Source organism: Streptomyces sp. NPDC031121, from assembly GCF_055570615.1.
Genome location: NZ_JBVIGV010000019.1, coordinates 126,562 through 147,530, shown reverse-complemented (window position 1 = coordinate 147,530; position 20,969 = coordinate 126,562). Strand labels below are relative to the sequence as shown.

The window sequence follows — 20,969 nt, the reverse complement described above, 5'->3', positions numbered from 1 at the left end:
TACTGCAGGGGGGACCCTGTGGGAGAGTAGGACGCCGCCGAACAATCATTGTGGGAAAGCCCCGCACCAGTCATGGTGCGGGGCTTTCCTGCGTTTACCGGACGTGCATGTATACATCGCTGTAGACTCTGGTCATGTCCGACGCAATGATCCGAGTGCCGGCTGAGGTACGCGATCGCCTCGCGGTCATCGCCGAGTCCCGCGGCACGTCCATCAGAGCCCTGGTCCAGGAGTTCGCGGAGTCTACGCTGACATCCGAGGAGCGGCGCGAGCGGGCCGAACGGGCCCGTGAGTACATGGCCGAGCACTTCGGTGTGCGAGTGACGGATGAGGAGAGCGCGGAGATGGGGCGCAAGATCCGCCAGGCCTTCGCGGGCCGACAGGAGAATGCGGCGTGATCCAGCGGCACCTCGTCCTGGACAGTCCCTCACTGCTTGCCTTATCGGGCAACCGGCAGGTTTCGGCTCTGATCCACCAGGCTTTTCTCGACGGCGACACACGGCTGTGGGCGCCCGTGCTGGCGATCCTTGAGGCCGATCGGGAGCACCCGGGACTTGCCGAGCACGTCGGCCAGCTGGACGTCATCCATACCGTCGACCTTGACTACGCAGCCGTGTTGGCCGTGGCTCGGCTGTGTCGGAAAGGCGTACCTGCGGGAGTCGCCGCAGCAGCACAAGCCGTCCGCAACCTCCCCGACTGGGGTGCTGACGCGCTGGTGGCGACGATCGAGCCCAAAGTGTACGAGGGTCTGGACGTAGGCGTGCTCGACCTCGGTCGTTGAGGTGGGCTGCCGGTCTCACAGGCGGCCGGCGGACTTCAGGGCGAGGTAGGCGTCGGACAGGGCGGGGGCCAGGGTGTCGGGGGTGGCGTCGACGACGTGGACGCCGTGCCGGGCCAGGCGCTCCGAGGTGTGCCGGCGCTGGGCCTGCGACTGGGCCGCCGCCGCTGCCTCGTACACCGCGTCCAGGGAGCCGCGGGCTCCCGCCATCTCGGCCACCTTCGGGTCCGCCACCGAGGCCAGCAGGACCGTGTGCCGTTGGGTCAGGCGGGGGAGGAGGGGGAGCAGGCCCTCCTCCACCGGGGCCGCGTCCAGGCTCGTCAGGAGGACCACCAGCGAGCTGCGGGGGGCCGTGCGGAGGATCGTGGAGACCAGGGAGCGGGCGTCCGTCTCGATGAGTTCCGGTTCAAGGGGCGCCATCGCGTTCACGAAGGCCGGCAGCACGTCGCCCGCCGCGCGGCCCTGCACCTGGGCGCGGACCCGGCGGTCGTAGGCCAGGAGGTCCACGCGGTCGCCGGCCCGGGCGGCCAGGGCCGCCAGGAGGAGGGCCGCGTCCATCGAGGCGTCCAGGCGGGGGGCGTCGCCGACGCGGCCGGCCGAGGTGCGGCCCGTGTCCAGGCAGACCAGGATGTGCCGGTCGCGCTCCGGGCGCCAGGTGCGGACCGCGACGCCGTTCCGGCGGGCCGTGGCGCGCCAGTCGATCGAGCGGGTGTCGTCCCCCGGGACGTAGTCGCGGAGGCTGTCGAACTCGGTGCCCTCCCCGCGGGTCAGCAGGCTCGTCCGGCCGTCCAGTTCGCGCAGGCGCGACAGGCGGGACGGCAGGTGCTTGCGGCTGGTGAAGGGCGGCAGGACGCGTACCGTCCAGGGGACGTCGTGCGTGCCCTGGCGGGAGGCGAGTCCCAGGGGGCCGGAGGAGCGGATCGTGACGCGGTCCGCCCGGCGGTCGCCGCGGCGGGTCGGGAGGAGACGCGTCGTCACACGGCGGCGTTCGCCCGGGGGGACTGTCAGCGTGTGGCGGGACGCCGCCTGTTCGGCGCCCGGCAGCCAGCTGCTCGGCGGCCACGCGTCGCGGATCCGGGCGCGCAGGGGACGGGTTCCCGGGTTGGTGACCGACAGGTGGACCTCGGCCGGCTCGCCCAGGCGGACCGCCGTGTCGCCCGAGCGGGACAGGACCAGGCCGCGGACCGGCGCCGCCAGCGCGTAGTCGAGGGCGCAGGCCGCGGCCAGCGGGCCGTTCACCGCGAGGATGCCCGCCCACGACGGCTCCAGCAGGCCGACGGGGAGGGCGCCGAGGGCCGCCAGCAGGGCGGCGCGTCCGGTGAGGGCCATCAGCGGGGCACGGGGACGTGGGACAGGATCGCGTTCAGCACCGCATCCGGTGTCACGCCCTCCATCTCGGCCTCCGGGCGCAACTGCACCCGGTGCCGCAGCGCCGGCAGGGCCAGCGCCTTCACGTCGTCGGGGGTGACGTAGTCCCGGCCGGTCAGCCACGCCCACGCGCGCGCCGCGGCGAGCAGCGCCGTCGCGCCGCGCGGGGAGACGCCCAGCGACAGCGACGGCGACTCGCGGGTGGCGCGGCAGATGTCGACGACGTACCCGGCGATCTCCGGGGATACCGAGACCGCGGCGACGGCCTCGCGGGCCGCCCGGAGCTCCTCCGGGCCCGCGACCGGGCGGATGCCTGCCGCCTTGAGGTCGCGCGGGTCGAAGCCCGCCGCGTGCCGGGTCAGGACGTCCACCTCGTCCTGGCGGGACGGGAGCGGCACGTGCAGCTTCAGCAGGAAGCGGTCCAGCTGGGCCTCGGGCAGCGGGTAGGTGCCCTCGTACTCGACCGGGTTCATCGTCGCCGCGACCAGGAACGGCTCCGGCAGGCCGCGCGGGGCGCCGTCCACGGTGACCTGCCGCTCCTCCATCGCCTCCAGCAGGGCGGACTGCGTCTTCGGAGGGGTGCGGTTGATCTCGTCGGCGAGGAGGAGGTTCGTGAAGACCGGGCCCGCCTGGAACGAGAACTCGGCGGTGCGGGCGTCGTAGACCAGCGAGCCCGTCACATCGCTCGGCATCAGGTCCGGGGTGAACTGGACGCGCTTCGTGCCGAGGTCGAGGGAGGCCGCCAAGGCGCGCACCAGCAGGGTCTTCGCGACACCCGGGACGCCCTCCAGCAGGACGTGGCCGCGGCACAGGAGGGCGACGACGAGACCGGTGACCGCCGGGTCCTGGCCCACGACGGCCTTGCCGATCTCGGTGCGGATCGCCTCCAGGGCGGAGCGGGCGCTGTCCGTGGTGGACGTCATGAGGAGCGGACCTCTCTTTCGAGGGCGTCGAGGTGGTCGGCGAGCGCGACGAGTGCCGCGTCGGTTGCGGGCGGGGTGCCGAAGAGCAGCGCAGCCGTGTCCCGGTCCGGGCCGGCGGTGCGCGACGACACGGCGGGCAGCAGGACCGACGGGTCGTGGCAGCCCGACCGCGGTACGCCCGTCAGGGCGGCGAGGCGCTCCCGGGCGGCCGCCCGCAGCACCGTGGCCGCGCGCTCCCGGGCCGCGGCCTTGCGGTACAGGCGGGCGCGGCCCTCGGTGGCCTCCGAGGCGCGGACCGCGACCGGGAGGCGTTCGGTGACCAGCGGGCCGAGGCGGCGGGCCCGCCACAGTGCGGCCAGGACGGCCGCGATCAGCAGCTGGAGGAGGGCCCAGTGCCAGCCCGCCGGGATCAGGTCGGTGAGCGCGGTGTCGCCTCCCCCGCCGTCCCGCAGCTCGGCGGGGGAGGGCAGGTACCAGACGAGGTCGGGGCGGCTGCCGAGCAGCTGCAGGGCCAGGGAGGCGTTGCCCTCGCGGGCCAGGTCCTCGTTGAGGAGGAAGGCGGCGGAACCGGCGACGACGGTGTCGCCGCCCGCGGTCGCCGACGGCAGGACGAGCAGGGTCGGGCGGCCGCCGTCCGGGTAGCAGGCGAGCGCGCCGGCGGCCGTCGTCGTGTAGCGCAGGCCGCCTCCGGTGCCGGCGCGGCCCGCGGCGCGGGCGGCGGGCAGCGCGCAGTCCGGGGCGGGGGCGTCCGTGCGGGAGGCGCCGGCGGTGCGCACCGCGGGGGCCAGGTCCCGCAGGGCGGTGTCGCCGGGCGCGAGGAGGACGGTGCGGCCGCCGGACAGGTCGGCGGCCGAGCGGATCGTGCCGCGTGCCTGCGGGCCCAGCAGGTCGGGGCGGGCGACGAGCAGGGTGGTGCCGGGGCCGGCGGCGTCCGCGGCGGCGTCGGCGGTCGTGACGACGCGGGTGGCGACGCCGCGGTCGCGGAGCAGGGCGGCGACGGCCCGGGTGCCCGAGGGGTCCGCGGAGCGGGGGTCGAGGCGGCCGTGGCGGCCGCCCGGGTCGAGGGCGGCGAGGACGATGCCGGCGGTGGCCAGGACGGCGAGGGCGAGGAGGAGGCCGCGGGCCTGGCGCCACACCGCGGCCGGTGTCGTCGCCGGGCGGAACGTGCCGCCGGCGGGTCCGGGCTCGGGCGGGGAGGCCGGGGGCGGGGCGGCGGCGGTCATGCGGGGCCGCCCGTCAGGTGGGGCCGGGTGCCGGCCAGGGCCAGGTCGAGGTCGCGGAGGCGGGCGTAGGCGGCGGCGTCGGCGGTGCGGCCGCCGTAGGTGACGTCGTCGAAGGTGCGGGCCGCGGCGCGCAGGGCGTCGGCGTGGCCGGGGAGGGCGGGCGCGGCTTCGGCGGCGGCCTCGTCGGCGGTGCGGCCGGGCCGCGGGTCGAGGAGGGCGCGCTCCTCCAGGGAGCGGACGACGGCCCGCATGCGCTCCTGGACGGCTTCGTTCCAGCGGGCGGCCGCGGCGTGCGCCTCGGCCGCGGTGCGGTGGTCGGCGGCGCTGCGCGGGCCGTCGGCGAACAGGGCGGCCCCCTCGGAGGCCGTCCGGCGGGGCGTGCCGAGCCGCCACCACAGGGCGGCGGCCGCGAGGACGGCCAGGGCGGCCGCGGCGGCCAGTCCGGCGGTGCCGCCGGGGGCGGCCGCGCCGGCCCGGTCGAAGAGGTCGCCGACCCACTCCCAGAAGGCCTCCAGCGCGCGCCGGAGCAGCCCCGGGTCGTTCTGGTGGTAGGCCGGGTCGGACAGTTCCCGTTCGGCCGCCTCGCGGGCCGGTCCGCGAGGCGTCGTGACCGGCGGCGTCTCCCCGGCCGCCGCGCCCGCGATGAGGTCCCCCCAGCTCGCCACGGGCGGTTAGCCGGCCGTGGGCGGGGCCGCGGGGTCCGTGCCGTACCCGTGGAGGCCGGCCGCGCGGGCCAGCTCCAGGTCGAGGGCCTCGCGGCGGATGCGCTGGTCGACGTAGAGGAGGACGGTGACGCCGGCCTGCATCGGGATGGTGACGGTCTGCACGATGACCGCGCCGATGCCGGAGATGACCAGGAACGGCCAGCTGGTGGCCGTGGTCTGCTGGTCGAAGCCGTCGAGGCCGCCCGCGACGACGAGGGCGAGGGCGCTGATCGGCGTCAGGATGACGAACGACACCACGAGCGTGATGATCGCGGTGAGGGCCGTGATGCCGAAGATCCGCCACCAGGAGCCCTGGACGAGCCGGGAGGAGCGGCGCAGGGCGGTGACGATGCCGGACTTCTCCAGCATCAGCGCCGGCGAGGCCAGGGTGAACTTGATCGCGAGCCAGAGCAGCAGCGGCAGGGCGGCCAGGCCGCCGACCAGGAGGAGGCCGGTGTTCCGGGTGAGGAGGCCCGGCAGGAGCAGCACGGTGACGAGGGCGGCGGCGCCCAGGCCGATGGCCAGGGCCAGGCCGGCCAGGCGCGGCAGCTGCGGGCGGGCCTCGCGCCAGGCCTCGCCGACGGACGAGGAGCGGCCGACGACGGCCCGGCTGAAGACCATGGTGAGCAGGGCCGTCGCCAGGATTCCGGCGATGAACTGCACGAAGGCGCTGCCCAGGCTCGACACGACGGTGTCGGTGAGCGAGTCGACGAGCTCCTCCAGGTCCGGCTCCTCGCTCATGACGGGGACGGCCGGGAAGGCGTACTTCTTCAGCAGGACGTCGGCGGTCTGGACGACCGTGGCGATGACGAGGGTGATCGCGAAGACGGAGCGCCAGTGGCGGCGCATGGTGGCGACCGCGCCGTCGAGGATCTCGCCCATGTCGAGGGGGCGCAGCGGGATGACGCCGGGCTTCGCGGCCGGGGGCTTGCCCCACTTGCCGGGGCCGCCGGGGTGTCCGTACGGGCTGCCGGGGCCGGTGCCGCCGCCCCAGCCGCCGGGGGCGGGCTGCTGCGGGGCTGCCGGGGGCTCGGGGGTCTGCGGGGCGCCGGGGCTCTGCCAGTCGCCTGGCGGCGGCTGGCGCTCGGCCCACTTGCGGCCTTCGGCGGGGGGCCGGGCGTCGGAGCCGGGCCCGGGGGTGTCGGGTGCGCCGGGCCGCTCGCCGTCGGACGGAGAGGATCCGGGCGCGGCCCAGCCCGGAGAGTCGTTCATCGTCGCTCCTTCACGTGTGCCTGCCGGGGGCGGGGGCGCTGGTCGGCTGCCATCGTGCCACGTGGGAACAGCGTGCGGGCGGGCCGTCCCCCGCCGAACCGGGCCGCCTGCGGGTTCAATTGTCACCCCGATCCGGGGCAGACTGGTCGATGCGATCTCCACACGGAGCCGAGGGGCGGTTTCCGGCCATTCTGGCTGTGGGGCAGCTCACCGCCTGGTAACGATTGGCTAATGGGATGATGTCAAGCATGAAGGGACGCGTCCTTGTCGTCGACGACGACACCGCACTGGCCGAGATGCTCGGCATCGTGTTGCGTGGTGAAGGTTTCGAGCCGTCGTTCGTAGCGGACGGCGACAAGGCACTGGCTGCCTTCCGGGAGGTCAAACCGGACCTGGTCCTGCTGGACCTCATGCTGCCCGGACGGGACGGCATAGAGGTCTGCCGGCTCATCCGGGCCGAGTCCGGGGTGCCGATCGTGATGCTCACGGCGAAGAGCGACACGGTGGACGTCGTGGTGGGCCTCGAGTCCGGGGCCGACGACTACATCGTCAAGCCGTTCAAGCCGAAGGAGCTGGTGGCCCGCATCCGGGCGCGCCTGCGCCGCTCGGAGGAGCCCGCACCGGAGCAGCTGACCATCGGCGACCTCGTCATCGACGTCGCCGGGCACTCCGTCAAGCGCGACGGCAGCTCCATCGCGCTGACGCCGCTGGAGTTCGACCTGCTGGTCGCGCTCGCCCGCAAGCCCTGGCAGGTCTTCACCCGCGAGGTGCTGCTGGAGCAGGTGTGGGGCTACCGGCACGCCGCGGACACCCGCCTGGTCAACGTGCATGTGCAGCGCCTGCGCTCGAAGGTCGAGAAGGACCCGGAGCGCCCCGAGATCGTCGTGACGGTGCGCGGTGTCGGCTACAAGGCAGGACCGAGCTGACGTGATGTCCGGCAGGCCGCGGGGCGGCTCCCGCTGGGGGGCCCTGCGGGGCGGCCGGCTGCTCCAGGACGGAGCGCCCGGCGGTCCCCTGCTGCGGCTGCTCGTACGCCTCGTACGGCGGCCGCTGCTTCCGGCTGTCCGGCTGTGGCGGCGCAACATCCAGCTGCGGGTCGTCGCGGCGACCATGCTGATGTCGCTGGCCGTGGTGCTCGCGCTCGGCTTCGTCGTCATCGCGCAGGTCAGCAAGGGCCTCCTCGACGCGAAGGAGGAGGCGGCGCAGAGCCAGGCCGCGGGCGGCTTCGCCGTCGCGCAGGAGAAGGCGAACACGCCGGCGACGGTCGACGGCCCGGACGCCACCGACAACAAGGTCGGCCGGGACGCCAGCACCTGGATGAACTCGCTGGTCAAGCAGCTCGCGAGCGGCGGCCAGACCGCGTTCGAGGTGGTCGCGCTCGGCGTCGGCACCGGCACGGGCGCCCCCGGCGGCCCGGCCACCGGCGGCGTCACCGGCACCGGCCAGCCCGGCGGGCCCGGCGCCTCCGGAGTCAAGGGCGCCCGCGCCTCCGGCAACGTGGACCCGACCGCGAGCGTCCCGCCGGGGCTGCGGCACGCAGTGAACCACGCCACCGGCACCTTCAAGACGTTCTCGAAGATCAAGTACACGGCCGGGGCGGGGGACAAGGACCCCGAGCCCGCGCTGGTCGTCGGCAAGCGGCTCACCGACATCAACGGCGACCCCTACGACCTGTACTACCTCTTCCCGCTGACGCAGGAGGAGGAGTCGCTGAACCTGGTCAAGTCGACCATCGCCACCGCCGGCCTGTTCGTCGTCGTGCTGCTCAGCGCCATCGCCTGGCTCGTGGTGCGGCAGATCGTCACCCCCGTGCGGATGGCCGCGGGCGTCGCCGAGCGGCTGTCGGCCGGGCGGCTGCAGGAGCGGATGAAGGTCACCGGCGAGGACGACATCGCCCGCCTCGGCGAGGCCTTCAACAAGATGGCGCAGAACCTCCAGGGCAAGATCCAGCAGCTGGAGGACCTGTCGCGGATGCAGCGCCGGTTCGTCTCGGACGTCTCGCACGAGCTGCGCACCCCGCTGACGACCGTGCGGATGGCCGCCGACGTCATCCACGACGCCCGCGTGGACTTCGACCCGGTGACCGCCCGCTCCGCGGAACTCCTCGCCGGGCAGCTCGACCGCTTCGAGTCGCTGCTGGCCGACCTCCTGGAGATCAGCCGCTTCGACGCGGGCGCCGCCGCACTGGAGGCCGAGCCGATCGACCTGCGGGACGTCGTACGCCGGGTCGTCGAGGGCGCCGAGCCGCTCGCCGAGCACAAGGGCACCCGCATCCGGGTGCTGGGCGACACCCAGCCGGTCATCGCCGAGGCCGACGCCCGGCGCGTCGAGCGCGTGCTGCGCAACCTCGTCGTCAACGCCGTCGAGCACGGCGAGGGCCGCGACGTGGTCGTGCGCCTCGCCTCGGCGGGCGGCGCCGTCGCCATCGCCGTACGGGACTACGGCGTCGGCCTCAAGCCCGGCGAGGCCACCCGCGTCTTCAACCGCTTCTGGCGGGCCGACCCGGCCCGCGCCCGCACCACCGGCGGCACCGGCCTCGGCCTGTCCATCGCCGTCGAGGACGCCCGCCTGCACGGCGGCTGGCTCCAGGCCTGGGGCGAGCCCGGCGGCGGCTCGCAGTTCCGGCTGACGCTGCCGCGGACCGCCGACGAGCCGCTGCGCGGCTCCCCGATCCCGCTGGAGCCCGAGGACTCGCGGGCCAACCGGGCCCGCGCCGCGGCCGGCGCCGCCGACCGCCCGAAGGGCCCGCAGGCGCAGGCGCCGGCGCGCACCGACCGCTCGGCGATACCGCCCCGGCCGCCGGTCGGCGGGGCCGTTCCGGTGCCGGCCGACCCGACGGCCCTGCCCGGCAGCGGAGCCCGCGTCGTGGCCCGCCCCGCCGACCAGGCAGCACAGGAGGATGGAGCAGGTGGACGCTGAGCCGGTGGGCGCCGAGCCCGTACGAGCCGATGCCGGGGCGCCCGCGGGGCGCGGCGGCGCCCGCACCGGGCGCCGGCCGGCCGCCGCCCGCGCCTGCGCGCTCGGCGCGGGCCTGGTGCTGCTCGCCGGGTGCGCGTCCATGCCGGTCAGCGGCGAGATCCGGGAGGTGCGGGCCTCGCAGGGCGTGGACTCGCAGGTGCGGGTGTTCGGTGTGCCGCCGGCCGACAAGGCGGGCCCGACCGAGATCGTCGACGGCTTCCTGGAGGCCCTGACCAGCGACGACCCGCAGTTGCAGACCGCCCGCAAGTACCTCACCGCGGACGCGGCGCGGAACTGGAGGCCGGGCACGGCCGTCACCGTGCTCTCGGCGGGCATCGACCGCTTCTCCCTGCCCGGCGAGAAGGACGGCACCGGGCCCCGCTTCAAGATGTCCGGCAAGCGCCTCGCGACCGTGGACGAGCGCAGCGCCTACCAGCCGGCACCCGGCGACAGCCGCTACGAGGAGACCCTGCAGCTGGTGCAGGAGAACAAGCAGTGGCGGATCCAGACCCCGCCGGCCAGCCTCGTCCTCAGCGAGTCCGACTTCCAGCGCATCTACATGCCGGTGAACAAGTACTACTTCGCCGGCGGGACGCTCGTCGCCGACCCCGTGTACGTACGCCAGCGCAGCGACCCCGACTCGCGGATGGACCCGACGACGCAGACGGTGCAGTCGCTGCTGGCCGGGCCGTCCAAGTGGCTGGGCCCCGTGGTCACTTCGAGCTTCCCGACGGGGACGGAGCTGCGGGAGGGCACCAAGTCCCTGGCCACGGACGGGCAGAACATCCTGCGCGTGCCGCTGAACGCGAAGGCCGACGACGTCGCGCAGCCGCAGTGCCAGAAGATGGCCACCCAGATGCTGTTCACCGTCAAGGACCTGACGGCGTCCCGGCTGGAGCGGGTGGAGCTGCTGCGCTCCGACCGCTCCCTGCTGTGCTCGGTGACGGACGCGGGCGCCTCGGCGATCGCGCACCGCGTCCCGAGCCCCGACCACCAGTACTACGTCGACGCCGAGAGCCGCTTCGTGCGGATGAAGCTCGACGTCAACAGCGAGGACCAGCAGTACCGGGCCGAGCCCGTGCCCGGCCCGCTGTCGGGCAGCCCCGCCTTCAAGGCCGCCTCGGCCGCCGTGTCGTACGACGAGAAGCGCGCGGCCGCGGTCTCCGAGGACGGCCGCGGCATGTACCTGGTCAACCTGACGACCGCCGGGCCGATGCCGCCGCCGGTGCTCACCGCGAAGGGCGCCAAGCCGAACGGGCTGAGCACGCCCAGCTTCGACGCTGCCGGCGACGTGTGGGTCGCCGACCAGGACCCGCAGGCCTCGGCCCTGTACCGGGTGCCGGCGGGGACCTCCGTCGCGCAGAAGGTCGAGGTGGCCGGGCTGGACGGCCGGATCACCGCGGTGAAGGCCGCCCCGGACGGGGTGCGCCTCGCCCTGCTGGTGCAGAAGGGCAACCTCAAGAGCCTCTACATCGGGCGGATCGAGCGGCCCGAGGGCGGCAAGTCGGCGGTGGCGGCCGCGCCGCCGGTGACGGTGCGGGAGCTGCGCCCGGCGGCCCCGCAGATGGCCGACGTGACCGCGCTGAGCTGGGCGCCTCGCGGGCGGCTGCTCGTGGTGGGCCGGGAGAAGGGCGGCGTCGTGCAGGCCCGCTCCATGCTGGCCGACGGCTCGATGGTCGCGGCGAGCCTGCCCGGGGCGACCGGGCTGATCGCGGTGGCCGCCGCGGAGGACGACAAGAAGCCGGTCGTGGCCTGGTCGGAGGACGACGGCATCGTGTGGCTGCCGCCGGGCGCGCAGTGGCGTACGGTCGCGCTCGGCCGGGCCCCGGTGTACCCGGGCTGACGGGCCGCCCGGGCGGCGTTGTCCACAGGGGTGGCGGGGCGGCGGGCCGCCCGGCACCGTGGAGGCATGCGCGCGTGGTGGCGGGAGCTGTCGGGGCTGGTCCTGCCGCCGTGCTGCGCCGGCTGCGGGGCGGCGCGGGAGGTCCTGTGCGCGGCCTGCGGGCGGGTGCTCGCGGCGGGTCCGGTCGGCCGGGTGCGGCCGGCGGGCTGTCCGCCGGGGCTGCCCCCGGTGTACGCGGCCGCCGCGTACGGGGGTGCCGTACGGGCCGTGCTGCTGGCCCACAAGGAGCGCGGGGCGCTGCCGCTGGCCGGGCCGCTCGGCGGGGCGCTGTCCGGGGCGGTCCGCGCGGCCCTGGCGCGGGCGGAGGCCGGGGCGCGGGCGGGGCCGGGAGTGGTGCTGGTGCCCGTGCCGTCGGCGCGCCGGCAGGTGCGGGCGCGCGGCCACGACCCGGTGCGGCGCATCGCGCTGGCCGCGGCGGGGCGGCTGCGGCGGGCCGGGGTGGCCGCGCGGGTGGCGCCCGTGCTGCAGCAGGTGCGGCCGGTGGCCGACCAGGCCGGGCTGGGCGCCCGGGAGCGGCGGGCGAACCTGGCGGGGGCGCTCGGGGTGTGCCGGGGCGCGGGGCGTCTGGCGGCGGGGGCGCGGATCGTGCTGGTCGACGATGTGGCGACCACCGGGGCGACGCTCGCCGAGGCGGCGCGGGCGGTCGCGGAGGCGGGCCTGGGGGCTGTGGAGGGCGCGGCCGTGGTGGCGGCTCCGCATGGGGCGTTCGTACGAATCCGGCCGTTTACCCGGACAGACCAACTCCTGTGTGAATAGATTTGGAACTACGGGGGAAGGCGCATCGTTGCAGGTAGTGAGAGGGAGAAAGCTCCTGAACGGAGGTACGTTCCGGTAGCGGGTGCCGACAACCGTCATGGAGAGATATGTTCGGTTGTAAGGAACTGGCGACCCTGGGATTCGCACCGGATCGCACGTTTCGCAGGTCTTGAATCTTCGTGTCAGAGGCTGTCTCTCGACTCCGAAGTCGGTGGGGTGTAGATCTTGCCGATGGGGGAGGAGGAGGTGAAAGTCGCCAAGTCCGAGGCTCCGGTGCCCACCGGAGCCTGGTGCGAAAGGGAGACGCTTCGCCCCGAGGCGGAGCTATCCGGGAACGGAGTTCTGCGTGGACATCGTCGTCAAGGGCCGCAAGACCGAGGTGCCCGAGCGGTTCCGCAAGCACGTTGCGGAGAAGCTCAACGTGGACAAGATCCAGAAGTATGACGGCAAGGTCATCAGCCTGGATGTCGAGGTGTCCAAGGAGCACAACCCGCGCCAGGCCGACCGTTCCGACCGTGTGGAGATCACCCTGCGCTCGCGCGGACCGGTGATCCGTGCGGAGGCTGCCGCGGCCGACCCGTACGCGGCGCTCGACCTCGCACACGAGAAGCTCGAGTCCCGGCTGCGCAGGCAGCACGACAAGCGGCACAGCCGCCGCGGCGCGGGCCGCCTCTCCGCGGCCGAAGTCGCCGACGCGGTACCGGACGCCGCGACCCTGAACGGGAGCGGCCAGCCGGTCTCCGCCGACGAGGCGGACGCGATCCCGACCACCCGCATCGGATCGCTGGAGGTACAGGGCGAAGGCCCGCTCATCGTCCGCGAGAAGACGCACTCGGCCTCGCCGATGTCGCTCGACCAGGCCCTGTACGAGATGGAACTGGTCGGCCACGACTTCTACCTGTTCGTCGACTCCGACACCAAGATGCCGAGCGTCGTCTACCGGCGCCACGGCTACGACTACGGCGTGATCCACCTCAACTCCGACCAGGCCTCCAGCCACGGCGAGGCCGGTGCGGGGGGCGCGGGCGGCGCGCTGGGCGGCTGAGGCCGCACGGGATTTCCGCGCGGTGCCCCCGCCGGACGCCTCGGTGTCCGGCGGGGGCACCGCTGTGACCGGGCGGCCCCAGCCGCGGATGACCGGTATGCGCCGTTCGCGGTCCGGGCGCCCCCGCGGGGGGCCGCGGGCATGGAATCATGGCGGGCAGTCAACCGGCGGGCGCGCCCGGCGGGTTGGACGACAGCTCGGTACGTGCAGGGGGAGGAACGATGGCGGACGGTTTCGGGCCGGTGCGCGGCGAAGACGGCGGTGAGCCGATCCGGGTGCTCGTCGTCGACGACCACGCCCTGTTCCGGCGCGGGCTGGAGATCGTCCTCGCGCAGGAGGAGGACATCCAGGTCGTCGGCGAGGCCGGGGACGGCGCGGAGGCGGTGGACAAGGCGGCCGACCTGCTGCCGGACATCGTGCTGATGGACGTGCGGATGCCGCGCCGCGGCGGCATCGAGGCGTGCACCTCGATCAAGGAGGTGGCCCCCTCCGCGAAGATCATCATGCTGACGATCAGCGACGAGGAGGCCGACCTCTACGACGCGATCAAGGCGGGGGCGACGGGCTACCTGCTGAAGGAGATCTCCACGGACGAGGTGGCCACGGCGATCCGCGCGGTGGCGGACGGGCAGTCGCAGATCAGCCCGTCGATGGCGTCGAAGCTGCTGACCGAGTTCAAGTCGATGATCCAGCGGACCGACGAGCGCCGACTGGTGCCGGCGCCCCGGCTCACCGACCGGGAGCTGGAGGTCCTCAAGCTGGTCGCGACGGGCATGAACAACCGGGACATCGCCAAGGAGTTGTTCATCTCCGAGAACACGGTGAAGAACCACGTCCGCAACATCCTGGAGAAGCTCCAGCTGCACTCCCGGATGGAAGCGGTCGTCTACGCGATGCGCGAGAAGATCCTGGAGATCCGCTAGCCAGGCGTAGAAGGAGCGGGTCCGGCAGGGCGGGCGCGGCGCCGGTCAGAGCGCGGCCAGTTCCGCCGTGACGGCGGCCGCCTCCTGCGGGGAGGCGGCGCGTTCGACGCGGACGGCGTCGCAGCCGACCCACTCCGCCGCCTCGCGCAGGGCCGCCGCCATGTGCCGGGCGTCCCCGGGGGAGGCCAGCGACAGCTGCCGGGCCACCAGGGTGCCGCCCTCGCGGGCCGGGTCGACCCGGCCGCGCAGCCGCCCGCCCGCCAGCAGCGGCATCGCGAAGTAGCCGTGTATCCGCTGCGGCTTGGGCACGTAGGCCTCCAGCCGGTGCGTGAAGCCGAAGACCCGCTCGGTGCGCGCCCGGTCCCACACCAGGGAGTCGAACGGGGACAGCAGGGTGGTGCGGTGGCGGCCGCGCGGGACGGCGGCCAGGGCGGCCGGGTCCGCCCAGGCGGGCCTGCCCCAGCCCTCGACCTCCACGGGGACCAGGCCCGAGTCGGCGATCACCGCGTCGACCTGCTCGCCCTTGAGGCGGTGGTAGTCGGCGATGTCGGCACGGGTGCCGACGCCCAGGCTCTGCCCGGCGAGCGCGACCAGGCGGCGCAGGCACTCCCGGTCGTCCAGGTCGTCGTGGAACAGGGCGTCCGGCACGGCCCGCTCGGCCAGGTCGTAGACCCGCTTCCAGCTGCGGCGCTCGGTGCAGACCACCTCGCCGACGTCCAGCAGCCACTCCACGGCGATCTTGGTCTCGGACCACTGGAACCACTCGCCGCCGTTCTTGGCGCCGCCCAGCCCGGTGGAGGTCAGCGGCCCCTCGGTCCGCAGCCGGTCCAGCACGGCCCGGGTGGAGCGCTCCTGGTCCTCCAGGATGTGCCAGCGGTGGCCGCGGGCCCGGTTGGCGCGGCGCCGGAAGGAGAAGTGGGGCCACTCCTCCATGGGCAGGATGCAGGCCGCGTGCGACCAGTACTCGAAGGCGTGGCCCTCCGACCAGTACGCCGCCTCGACGGCCTTGCGGCCGACCGCGCCGAGGCGGGCGTAGGGGACCAGCTCGTGCGAGCGGGCCAGGACGGAGATCGTGTCGAGCTGGACGGCGCCGAGGTGGCGCAGCACGCCCCGCACCCCGGCCCGCCGGTCGGGGGCCCCGAGGAACCCCTGGGCGCGCAGGGCGATCCTGCGGGCTTCGTCGGCGGAGAGGGACACGGCGGCTGCGGGGGTCGTCATGGCCGCAGCCTAGGACGCGGCACTGACAGCGGGTCCCTGCCCGGGGGCCGGGAGGTAGGGAAGGGCGGATTCCATGCCCAGGTCGGCAGGGAGGAGGCCGCCCACCCAGCAGTCCCGCCAGGTGCCCCGGACCGGCAGGGCGGCCCGCAGGACGCCCTCGACGCGGAATCCGGCCTTCTCCGCGACGGCCCGGGAGCCGGCGTTGCCGACCTCGGCCCGCCACTCCACCCGCCCGGCGCCGAGCGCGGTGAACGCCCAGCGGGAGACCGCCCCGACGGCCTCGGCGGCGTACCCGCGGCCGCGGTGCTCGGCGGCCGTCCAGTAGCCCACCTCGTAGGCGGCGGGGCCGCGGACGTGCAGTCCGACCGCGCCGACGAGGGTGCCGGGGCCGGCGAGGCGGATCCCGAAGGAGTACTCGGTGTCCTCCCGCCAGGCGGCGGGCGCGACCTCGCCGGTCCAGGCGCGGGCGTGTTCCGCCTCGTACGGGGCGGGGACGGAGGTCCAGCGCTGGATGCCCGGGTCCTGGCAGGCCCGGTGGACTGCGTCGGCGTCCTCGGGGTCCCAGGGGCGCAGGACCAGCCGCGCGGTGGTCAGGGTGGTCGGTTCCATGACCGAATTCTGCTGGCGCTGCCCGGCCGGGGCGACCAGTTTTGCCGTGCGGCGGCACCTTCCGGCTCCCCCGTACGTTCTCATTCCGGGCGCTTGCAGCCCCGCGGCCACGGCGGACCTCCCGACGCGACCGGGTCCTCGCTTACGATGGCCGGTGCGGTGGGGCCCACCCTCCGTGCCCGCGTACGAACCAGTGCCAGGCCCGACCGGCAAGGAGACAAACCTCGGTGTCCGTCTTCAACAAGCTCATGCGTGCAGGCGAAGGCAAGATCCTGCGCAAACTGCACCGCATCGCGGACCAGGTCAACTCCATCGAAGAGGACTTCGTCAACCTCTCCGACGCCGAGTTGCGGGCGCTCACGGACGAGTACAAGCAGCGCTACCAGGACGGCGAGAGCCTCGACGACCTGCTCCCGGAGGCCTTCGCCACGGTACGCGAGGCCGCGAAGCGCGTCCTGGGCCAGCGGCACTACGACGTCCAGCTCATGGGCGGTGCGGCGCTGCACCTCGGCTACGTGGCGGAGATGAAGACCGGTGAGGGCAAGACCCTCGTCGGCACCCTGCCCGCGTACCTGAACGCACTGTCCGGCAAGGGCGTCCACCTGATCACGGTGAACGACTACCTCGCCGAGCGCGACTCCGAGATGATGGGCCGCGTCCACAAGTTCCTCGGCCTGAGCGTCGGCTGCATCCTGGCGAACATGTCGCCGGCGCAGCGCCGCGAGCAGTACAACTGCGACATCACCTACGGCACGAACAACGAGTTCGGCTTCGACTACCTGCGCGACAACATGGCGTGGTCGAAGGACGAGCTGGTGCAGCGCGGCCACAACTTCGCCGTGGTCGACGAGGTCGACTCGATCCTCGTCGACGAGGCCCGCACCCCGCTGATCATCTCCGGCCCGGCCGACCAGGCCACCAAGTGGTACGGCGACTTCGCGAAGCTGGTCACCCGCCTGACCAAGGGCGAGCCCGGCCAGCCGCTGAAGGGCATCGAGGAGACCGGCGACTACGAGGTCGACGAGAAGAAGCGCACCGTCGGCATCCACGAGGCAGGCGTCGCCAAGGTCGAGGACTGGCTCGGCATCGACAACCTCTACGAGTCGGTGAACACCCCGCTCGTCGGCTACCTGAACAACGCCATCAAGGCGAAGGAACTGTTCAAGAAGGACAAGGACTACGTCGTCATCGACGGCGAAGTCATGATCGTCGACGAGCACACGGGCCGCATCCTCGCCGGCCGCCGCTACAACGAGGGCATGCACCAGGCGATCGAGGCGAAGGAGGGGGTGGACATCAAGGACGAGAACCAGACGCTCGCCACGATCACCCTCCAGAACTTCTTCCGCCTGTACTCGAAGCTGTCGGGCATGACCGGTACGGCCATGACCGAGGCCGCCGAGTTCCACCAGATCTACAAGCTGGGCGTCGTCCCGATCCCGACGAACCGGCCGATGCAGCGCGTCGACCAGGCCGACCTGATCTACCGGACCGAGGTCGCGAAGTTCGCCGCCGTCGTCGACGACATCGCGGAGAAGCACGAGAAGGGCCAGCCGATCCTCGTCGGCACCACCTCGGTCGAGAAGTCCGAGTACCTCTCTCGGCAGCTGTCCAAGCGGGGCATCCCGCACGAGGTCCTCAACGCCAAGCAGCACGAGCGCGAGGCCGCGATCGTCGCCCAGGCGGGCCGCCGCGGCGCCGTCACCGTCGCCACCAACATGGCCGGCCGCGGTACCGACATCAAGCTCGGCGGCAACCCGGACGACCTCGCCGAGGCCGAGCTGCGCCAGCAGGGCCTCGACCCCGAGGAGCACATCGAGGAGTGGGCGGCCGCGCTGCCCGCCGCGCTCCAGCGTGCCGAGGAGGCCGTCAAGGCCGAGTTCGAGGAGGTCAAGGCACTCGGCGGGCTGTACGTGCTGGGCACCGAGCGGCACGAGTCGCGCCGTATCGACAACCAGCTGCGCGGCCGCTCCGGCCGTCAGGGCGACCCGGGCGAGTCCCGCTTCTACCTGTCGCTGGGCGACGACCTGATGCGCCTGTTCAAGGCGCAGATGGTGGAGCGCGTCATGTCGATGGCGAACGTGCCGGACGACGTGCCGATCGAGAACAAGATGGTGACGCGCGCCATCGCCTCGGCGCAGTCGCAGGTCGAGACGCAGAACTTCGAGACCCGCAAGAACGTCCTGAAGTACGACGAGGTCCTCAACAGCCAGCGCGAGGTCATCTACGGCGAGCGCCGCCGCGTCCTGGAGGGCGAGGACCTGCACGAGCAGGTGCGCTACTTCATGGACGACACGATCGACGCGTACATCGCGGCCGAGACGGTCGAGGGCTTCGCCGAGGAGTGGGACCTGGACCGGCTGTGGGGCGCGTTCAAGCAGCTCTACCCGATCAAGGTCACGATCGAGGAGCTGGAGGACGCGGCGGGCGACCGGGCGGGCATCACCGCCGAGTTCATCGCCGAGTCGGTCAAGGACGACATCCACGAGCAGTACGCGGCCCGCGAGAAGGCGCTCGGCTCGGACATCATGCGCGAGCTGGAGCGGCGCGTGGTGCTGTCCGTGCTGGACCGCAAGTGGCGCGAGCACCTCTACGAGATGGACTACCTCCAGGAGGGCATCGGCCTGCGGGCCATGGCGCAGAAGGACCCGCTGGTCGAGTACCAGCGCGAGGGCTTCGACATGTTCAACGCCATGATGGAGGGCATCAAGGAGGAGTCCGTCGGCTACCTGTTCAACCTGGAGGTCCAGGTCGAGCAGCAGGTCGAGGAGGTGCCGGTGCAGGACGCGCCGCCGTCCCTGGCCAAGGAGCCGGCGGGCGCCCGCCCGGAGATCCGCGCGAAGGGCCTGGACGTCCCGCAGCGGCCGGACCGCCTGCACTTCTCGGCGCCGACGGTCGACGGCGAGGGCGGTGTCATCGAGGGCGACTTCGACTCCGACGGCCAGCCGGGCGACGGCATGACGCGCGCCGAGCGCCGCAAGGCGCAGAAGGCGGCCGGCGGCCGCCGCCGCAAGAAGTAGGGGAGCCGCCCCCAGGGGCGCCCCGGCCGGGGCCGGACACCGCGTACGCGCGGGGTCCGGCCCCGGCGGCGTTCCGGGAGTCACGGGCGGGGGCCGCGGATCTCCACCGCGGCGCACCGCCAGCGCAGGTCCGGGCCCTGCTCCAGGCGGAACGCCATCGCGGAGACCCGCTCGCCGGTGGCGATGCGGGCGAACGCCTCGATGACGCCGGGCCCGGGGTGGAAGCGGCCGCAGTGGCGCAGGACGGGGCGTAAGCGGCGGCGCAGCGGGCCGGTGGGGGCGAGGCTCACGAGCTGGTCGTAGGCCGGTCCGACGGTCAGACCGAGCAGGGAGTGCACGGGGCGCTGGCCCGTGACGACGGCGAGCAGCCGCTCGGCGAACCAGTCGTGCGGGCCGCGGGGCCGTACGGGGGGCGCGGGGCGGGTGGAGCGGGGGCCGCGCCGGTCGCGGCGGGCGGGCGGCCTGGTGGTGTTCGCGGTCCGTGCGGTCATGGTCGTCCCCGTGGTGGGCGGGCCCGGCGGGTACCGGGCGGTAACTTGGTCGGTGATCTTCTACGGCCGCCCCGCCACGCTCCGCAACGGCCGGCGACCCCCGGGGCACGTTCCCCGCCGCTTCACCTATCCGGGTGGCGGGCCTCCGTTCGCCCGGGCCTGCCAGCCCGCCGGGCCGCCCGGCCGCCTGCCCGGCCGGCTGCCTCCGCGAAGCTCCGCCCGCCCGGCCAGGCCTTCCGTAGGGGCTGATGCGCCTCGCCGCCCCGGCCGGGCCCGGCCGAGGCGCCCGGCCGCCCCGCCCGCCCGTCCGCCCGGCCGGCCCCGCAGGGGCAGCCGCTCCGGCTGCCGCGCCCGCCGGGTCCCGTTTCTCCGGGGCGGTGTGCCGCGCCGCCCTGTGCGGCCCTCCCGGCGTGGGCCGGGGTGCGGCCGGGGCGCTCGAAGGGGGACCTCGGCCGTCACCCCGTGCAGTCGCCTCCCCCGGCCGGGGCGGGCCCGTGCCGGGGGCGGACGGCCGCGGGGCGGCGGCCGTATCCTGGGTGGGTTTCCGACTACCGAAAGCGGCCGGCCATGCGCGTGTACGTCCCCCTGACCCTCCCCGGGCTCGCCGAGGTGCACCAGGCGGGTGAGCTGGGCGGCGACCCGCTGCGCGCGTACGCCGTCACGCCCGGCCTGCGCGAGTGGTACGTGTCGGACGACATCGAGGAGCTGGAGTACGCGGCCCTCGGCCGGGCCGCCGAGGCCTCGCTGCGGCTGCTCGCCGAGGACGCCGCCGCCCCGCGCAAGCGCGTCGTGGTCGCCTTCGACGTCGCCGAGCGGGCGGTCGCCCCCGCCCCCGGCTCCGACGGGCCGGCGCTCGGGCAGGTCGCCCTGTCCGGGCCGGTGCGGCTCGCCGCGGCCGCCGCGGTGCACGTCGACGCCGACGACGCCGTCCCCGACGTGGCGGCCGCCGCCGAGGCCGTCGGGGCGGCCGACGCGGGCGACGCCGCGGCCCGCTCCGCCCTCGACGGCGCCGAGGACCACGAGCTGCTGTGGTTCGGCGTGCAGGAGATCCCGGGGCTGCTGGCGTGAGCGGCGGCCCGGCGTCCGCCCGCCGCCACATCGTCTGGGACTGGAACGGCACGCTCCTGCACGACATCGACGCCGTGATCGCGGCGACGAACGCCTCCTTCGCCGAGCTCGGGTTCGCGCCGATCACCCTGGAGCGGTACCGGGAGCTGTACGTCGTGCCGGTCCCGAGGTTCTACGAGCGCCTCATGGGCCGCCTGCCCACCGACGCCGAGTGGGTCGTCATGGACGAGGCCTTCCACCGCCACTACTGGGTGGCCGCCGCGGACGCCGGGCTCACCGACGGGGCGCGCGGGCTGCTGGCGGAGTGGGAGGCCGACGGGCTCACCCAGTCCCTGCTGTCGCTGGCGCCCCACGACCGCCTCGTCCCGCTGGTGCGCCGGCACGGCATCGAGCGGCACTTCCTGCGCGTCGACGGCCGTACCGGGCCCTCCCACACCTCCAAGGCCGGCCACCTGGTGCGGCACATGGAGGCCCTCGTCGCCCGCGGCGTGGCGCCCGAGCACACGGTCCTGATCGGAGACGCGGTCGACGACGCCTCGGCCGCCGCCCACGTGGGCGCTCGAGCCGTCCTCTACACGGGTGGTTCGCACAGCCGCTCCAGTCTGGAATCAGCCGGTGTCCCCGTCGTGGACAGCCTGGCAGAGGCCGTACGCACTGCTCGCGAGCTGGCCGAATAGGCACTGGCACGGTACGCGGGCCGCGTCACTGCGCACATCGTCAAACTTCCCGACTTGCTTTTGTACAGATCCGGCCCGTGACGCGGTGGGGGT

Annotated in this window: 19 protein-coding genes; 11 read left to right on the top strand and 8 right to left on the bottom strand. The window is 74.3% G+C overall.

The features are described from left to right. The first annotated feature begins 134 nt into the window (after window positions 1–134). Window positions 135–398, top strand: a complete 264-nt coding sequence (locus tag ACZ462_RS29830; RefSeq protein ID WP_467809746.1) for a hypothetical protein — start codon at window positions 135–137, stop codon at window positions 396–398. Beyond that, on the top strand, window positions 395–781 hold the full coding sequence (locus ACZ462_RS29825) for a PIN domain-containing protein (protein WP_467809747.1): 387 nt from the start codon (window positions 395–397) through the stop codon (window positions 779–781). The genes ACZ462_RS29830 and ACZ462_RS29825 overlap by 4 nt, the downstream gene beginning before the upstream one ends. Window positions 782–796: 15 nt before the next feature. Here ACZ462_RS29825 and ACZ462_RS29820 read toward each other — a convergent pair whose 3' ends face one another. From ACZ462_RS29820 to ACZ462_RS29800, 5 genes are read right to left on the bottom strand one after another with little or no spacing between them, the layout of a single operon-like run. After that, window positions 797–2,107: a DUF58 domain-containing protein gene (locus ACZ462_RS29820; RefSeq protein WP_467809748.1), complete on the bottom strand. Its 1,311-nt coding sequence runs from the start codon at window positions 2,105–2,107 to the stop codon at window positions 797–799. Next, window positions 2,107–3,069 (bottom strand): AAA family ATPase, encoded by a 963-nt coding sequence (locus ACZ462_RS29815; RefSeq protein WP_467809750.1) that lies wholly within the window; start codon window positions 3,067–3,069, stop codon window positions 2,107–2,109. Before ACZ462_RS29815 ends, ACZ462_RS29820 begins: the two co-directional genes overlap by 1 nt. Beyond that, complete coding sequence (locus ACZ462_RS29810) at window positions 3,066–4,292, bottom strand: DUF4350 domain-containing protein (RefSeq protein ID WP_467809751.1); 1,227 nt, start codon at window positions 4,290–4,292, stop codon at window positions 3,066–3,068. The genes ACZ462_RS29815 and ACZ462_RS29810 overlap by 4 nt, the downstream gene beginning before the upstream one ends. Beyond that, entirely contained in the window at window positions 4,289–4,957 is a 669-nt protein-coding gene (locus tag ACZ462_RS29805; protein WP_467809752.1) for a DUF4129 domain-containing protein, read from the bottom strand. The genes ACZ462_RS29810 and ACZ462_RS29805 overlap by 4 nt, the downstream gene beginning before the upstream one ends. A gap of 6 nt (window positions 4,958–4,963) precedes the next feature. Continuing rightward, a complete protein-coding gene (locus ACZ462_RS29800; RefSeq protein ID WP_467809753.1) occupies window positions 4,964–6,208 on the bottom strand; it encodes a DUF7847 domain-containing protein in 1,245 nt (414 codons plus the stop codon). Window positions 6,209–6,444: 236 nt separating this feature from the next. Between ACZ462_RS29800 and mtrA the strand changes: the two genes are divergently transcribed. From mtrA to ACZ462_RS29770, 6 genes are all read left to right on the top strand, one after another. Then, window positions 6,445–7,134, top strand: coding sequence for a two-component system response regulator MtrA (gene mtrA, locus ACZ462_RS29795; RefSeq protein WP_189812656.1), 690 nt, complete (start codon window positions 6,445–6,447; stop codon window positions 7,132–7,134). A 4-nt stretch (window positions 7,135–7,138) separates the two neighbouring features. Beyond that, a complete protein-coding gene (mtrB, locus tag ACZ462_RS29790) occupies window positions 7,139–9,127 on the top strand; it encodes an MtrAB system histidine kinase MtrB (protein ID WP_467809754.1) in 1,989 nt (662 codons plus the stop codon). Then, window positions 9,117–11,009 carry an LpqB family beta-propeller domain-containing protein gene (locus ACZ462_RS29785; RefSeq protein WP_467809755.1) on the top strand — a complete coding sequence of 631 codons (1,893 nt, stop codon included), beginning with the start codon at window positions 9,117–9,119 and terminating at the stop codon, window positions 11,007–11,009. Before mtrB ends, ACZ462_RS29785 begins: the two co-directional genes overlap by 11 nt. Window positions 11,010–11,075: 66 nt before the next feature. Continuing rightward, the gene (locus tag ACZ462_RS29780) at window positions 11,076–11,825 is read left to right on the top strand and encodes a ComF family protein (RefSeq protein WP_467809756.1); all 750 of its coding nucleotides are present in this window, start codon (window positions 11,076–11,078) and stop codon (window positions 11,823–11,825) included. Window positions 11,826–12,171: 346 nt separating this feature from the next. Further along, window positions 12,172–12,870 carry a ribosome hibernation-promoting factor, HPF/YfiA family gene (gene hpf, locus ACZ462_RS29775; protein ID WP_467809757.1) on the top strand — a complete coding sequence of 233 codons (699 nt, stop codon included), beginning with the start codon at window positions 12,172–12,174 and terminating at the stop codon, window positions 12,868–12,870. 221 nt (window positions 12,871–13,091) lie between these two features. Further along, window positions 13,092–13,793, top strand: coding sequence for a response regulator transcription factor (locus ACZ462_RS29770; RefSeq protein ID WP_365514755.1), 702 nt, complete (start codon window positions 13,092–13,094; stop codon window positions 13,791–13,793). Window positions 13,794–13,838: 45 nt separating this feature from the next. Here ACZ462_RS29770 and ACZ462_RS29765 read toward each other — a convergent pair whose 3' ends face one another. Together ACZ462_RS29765 and ACZ462_RS29760 are read right to left on the bottom strand one after the other, a co-directional pair. Continuing rightward, a complete protein-coding gene (locus ACZ462_RS29765) occupies window positions 13,839–15,011 on the bottom strand; it encodes a winged helix-turn-helix domain-containing protein (protein ID WP_467809758.1) in 1,173 nt (390 codons plus the stop codon). 9 nt (window positions 15,012–15,020) lie between these two features. Then, window positions 15,021–15,620 carry a GNAT family N-acetyltransferase gene (locus ACZ462_RS29760; protein ID WP_467809760.1) on the bottom strand — a complete coding sequence of 200 codons (600 nt, stop codon included), beginning with the start codon at window positions 15,618–15,620 and terminating at the stop codon, window positions 15,021–15,023. Between the two features lie 227 nt (window positions 15,621–15,847). Here ACZ462_RS29760 and secA point away from each other — a divergent pair, with 227 nt between their 5' ends. Continuing rightward, complete coding sequence (gene secA, locus ACZ462_RS29755; protein WP_467809761.1) at window positions 15,848–18,640, top strand: preprotein translocase subunit SecA; 2,793 nt, start codon at window positions 15,848–15,850, stop codon at window positions 18,638–18,640. Between the two features lie 80 nt (window positions 18,641–18,720). On the opposite strand, the gene ACZ462_RS29750 is transcribed toward secA, so the two are convergent. Continuing rightward, window positions 18,721–19,131 (bottom strand): Rv3235 family protein, encoded by a 411-nt coding sequence (locus tag ACZ462_RS29750; protein ID WP_467806958.1) that lies wholly within the window; start codon window positions 19,129–19,131, stop codon window positions 18,721–18,723. Between the two features lie 567 nt (window positions 19,132–19,698). Here ACZ462_RS29750 and ACZ462_RS29745 point away from each other — a divergent pair. Both ACZ462_RS29745 and ACZ462_RS29740 read left to right on the top strand, forming a co-directional pair. Further along, complete coding sequence (locus ACZ462_RS29745; protein WP_467806960.1) at window positions 19,699–20,199, top strand: DUF6912 family protein; 501 nt, start codon at window positions 19,699–19,701, stop codon at window positions 20,197–20,199. After that, window positions 20,196–20,876: an HAD family hydrolase gene (locus ACZ462_RS29740; protein WP_467806961.1), complete on the top strand. Its 681-nt coding sequence runs from the start codon at window positions 20,196–20,198 to the stop codon at window positions 20,874–20,876. The genes ACZ462_RS29745 and ACZ462_RS29740 overlap by 4 nt, the downstream gene beginning before the upstream one ends. The last annotated feature ends 93 nt before the right edge of the window (window positions 20,877–20,969 follow it).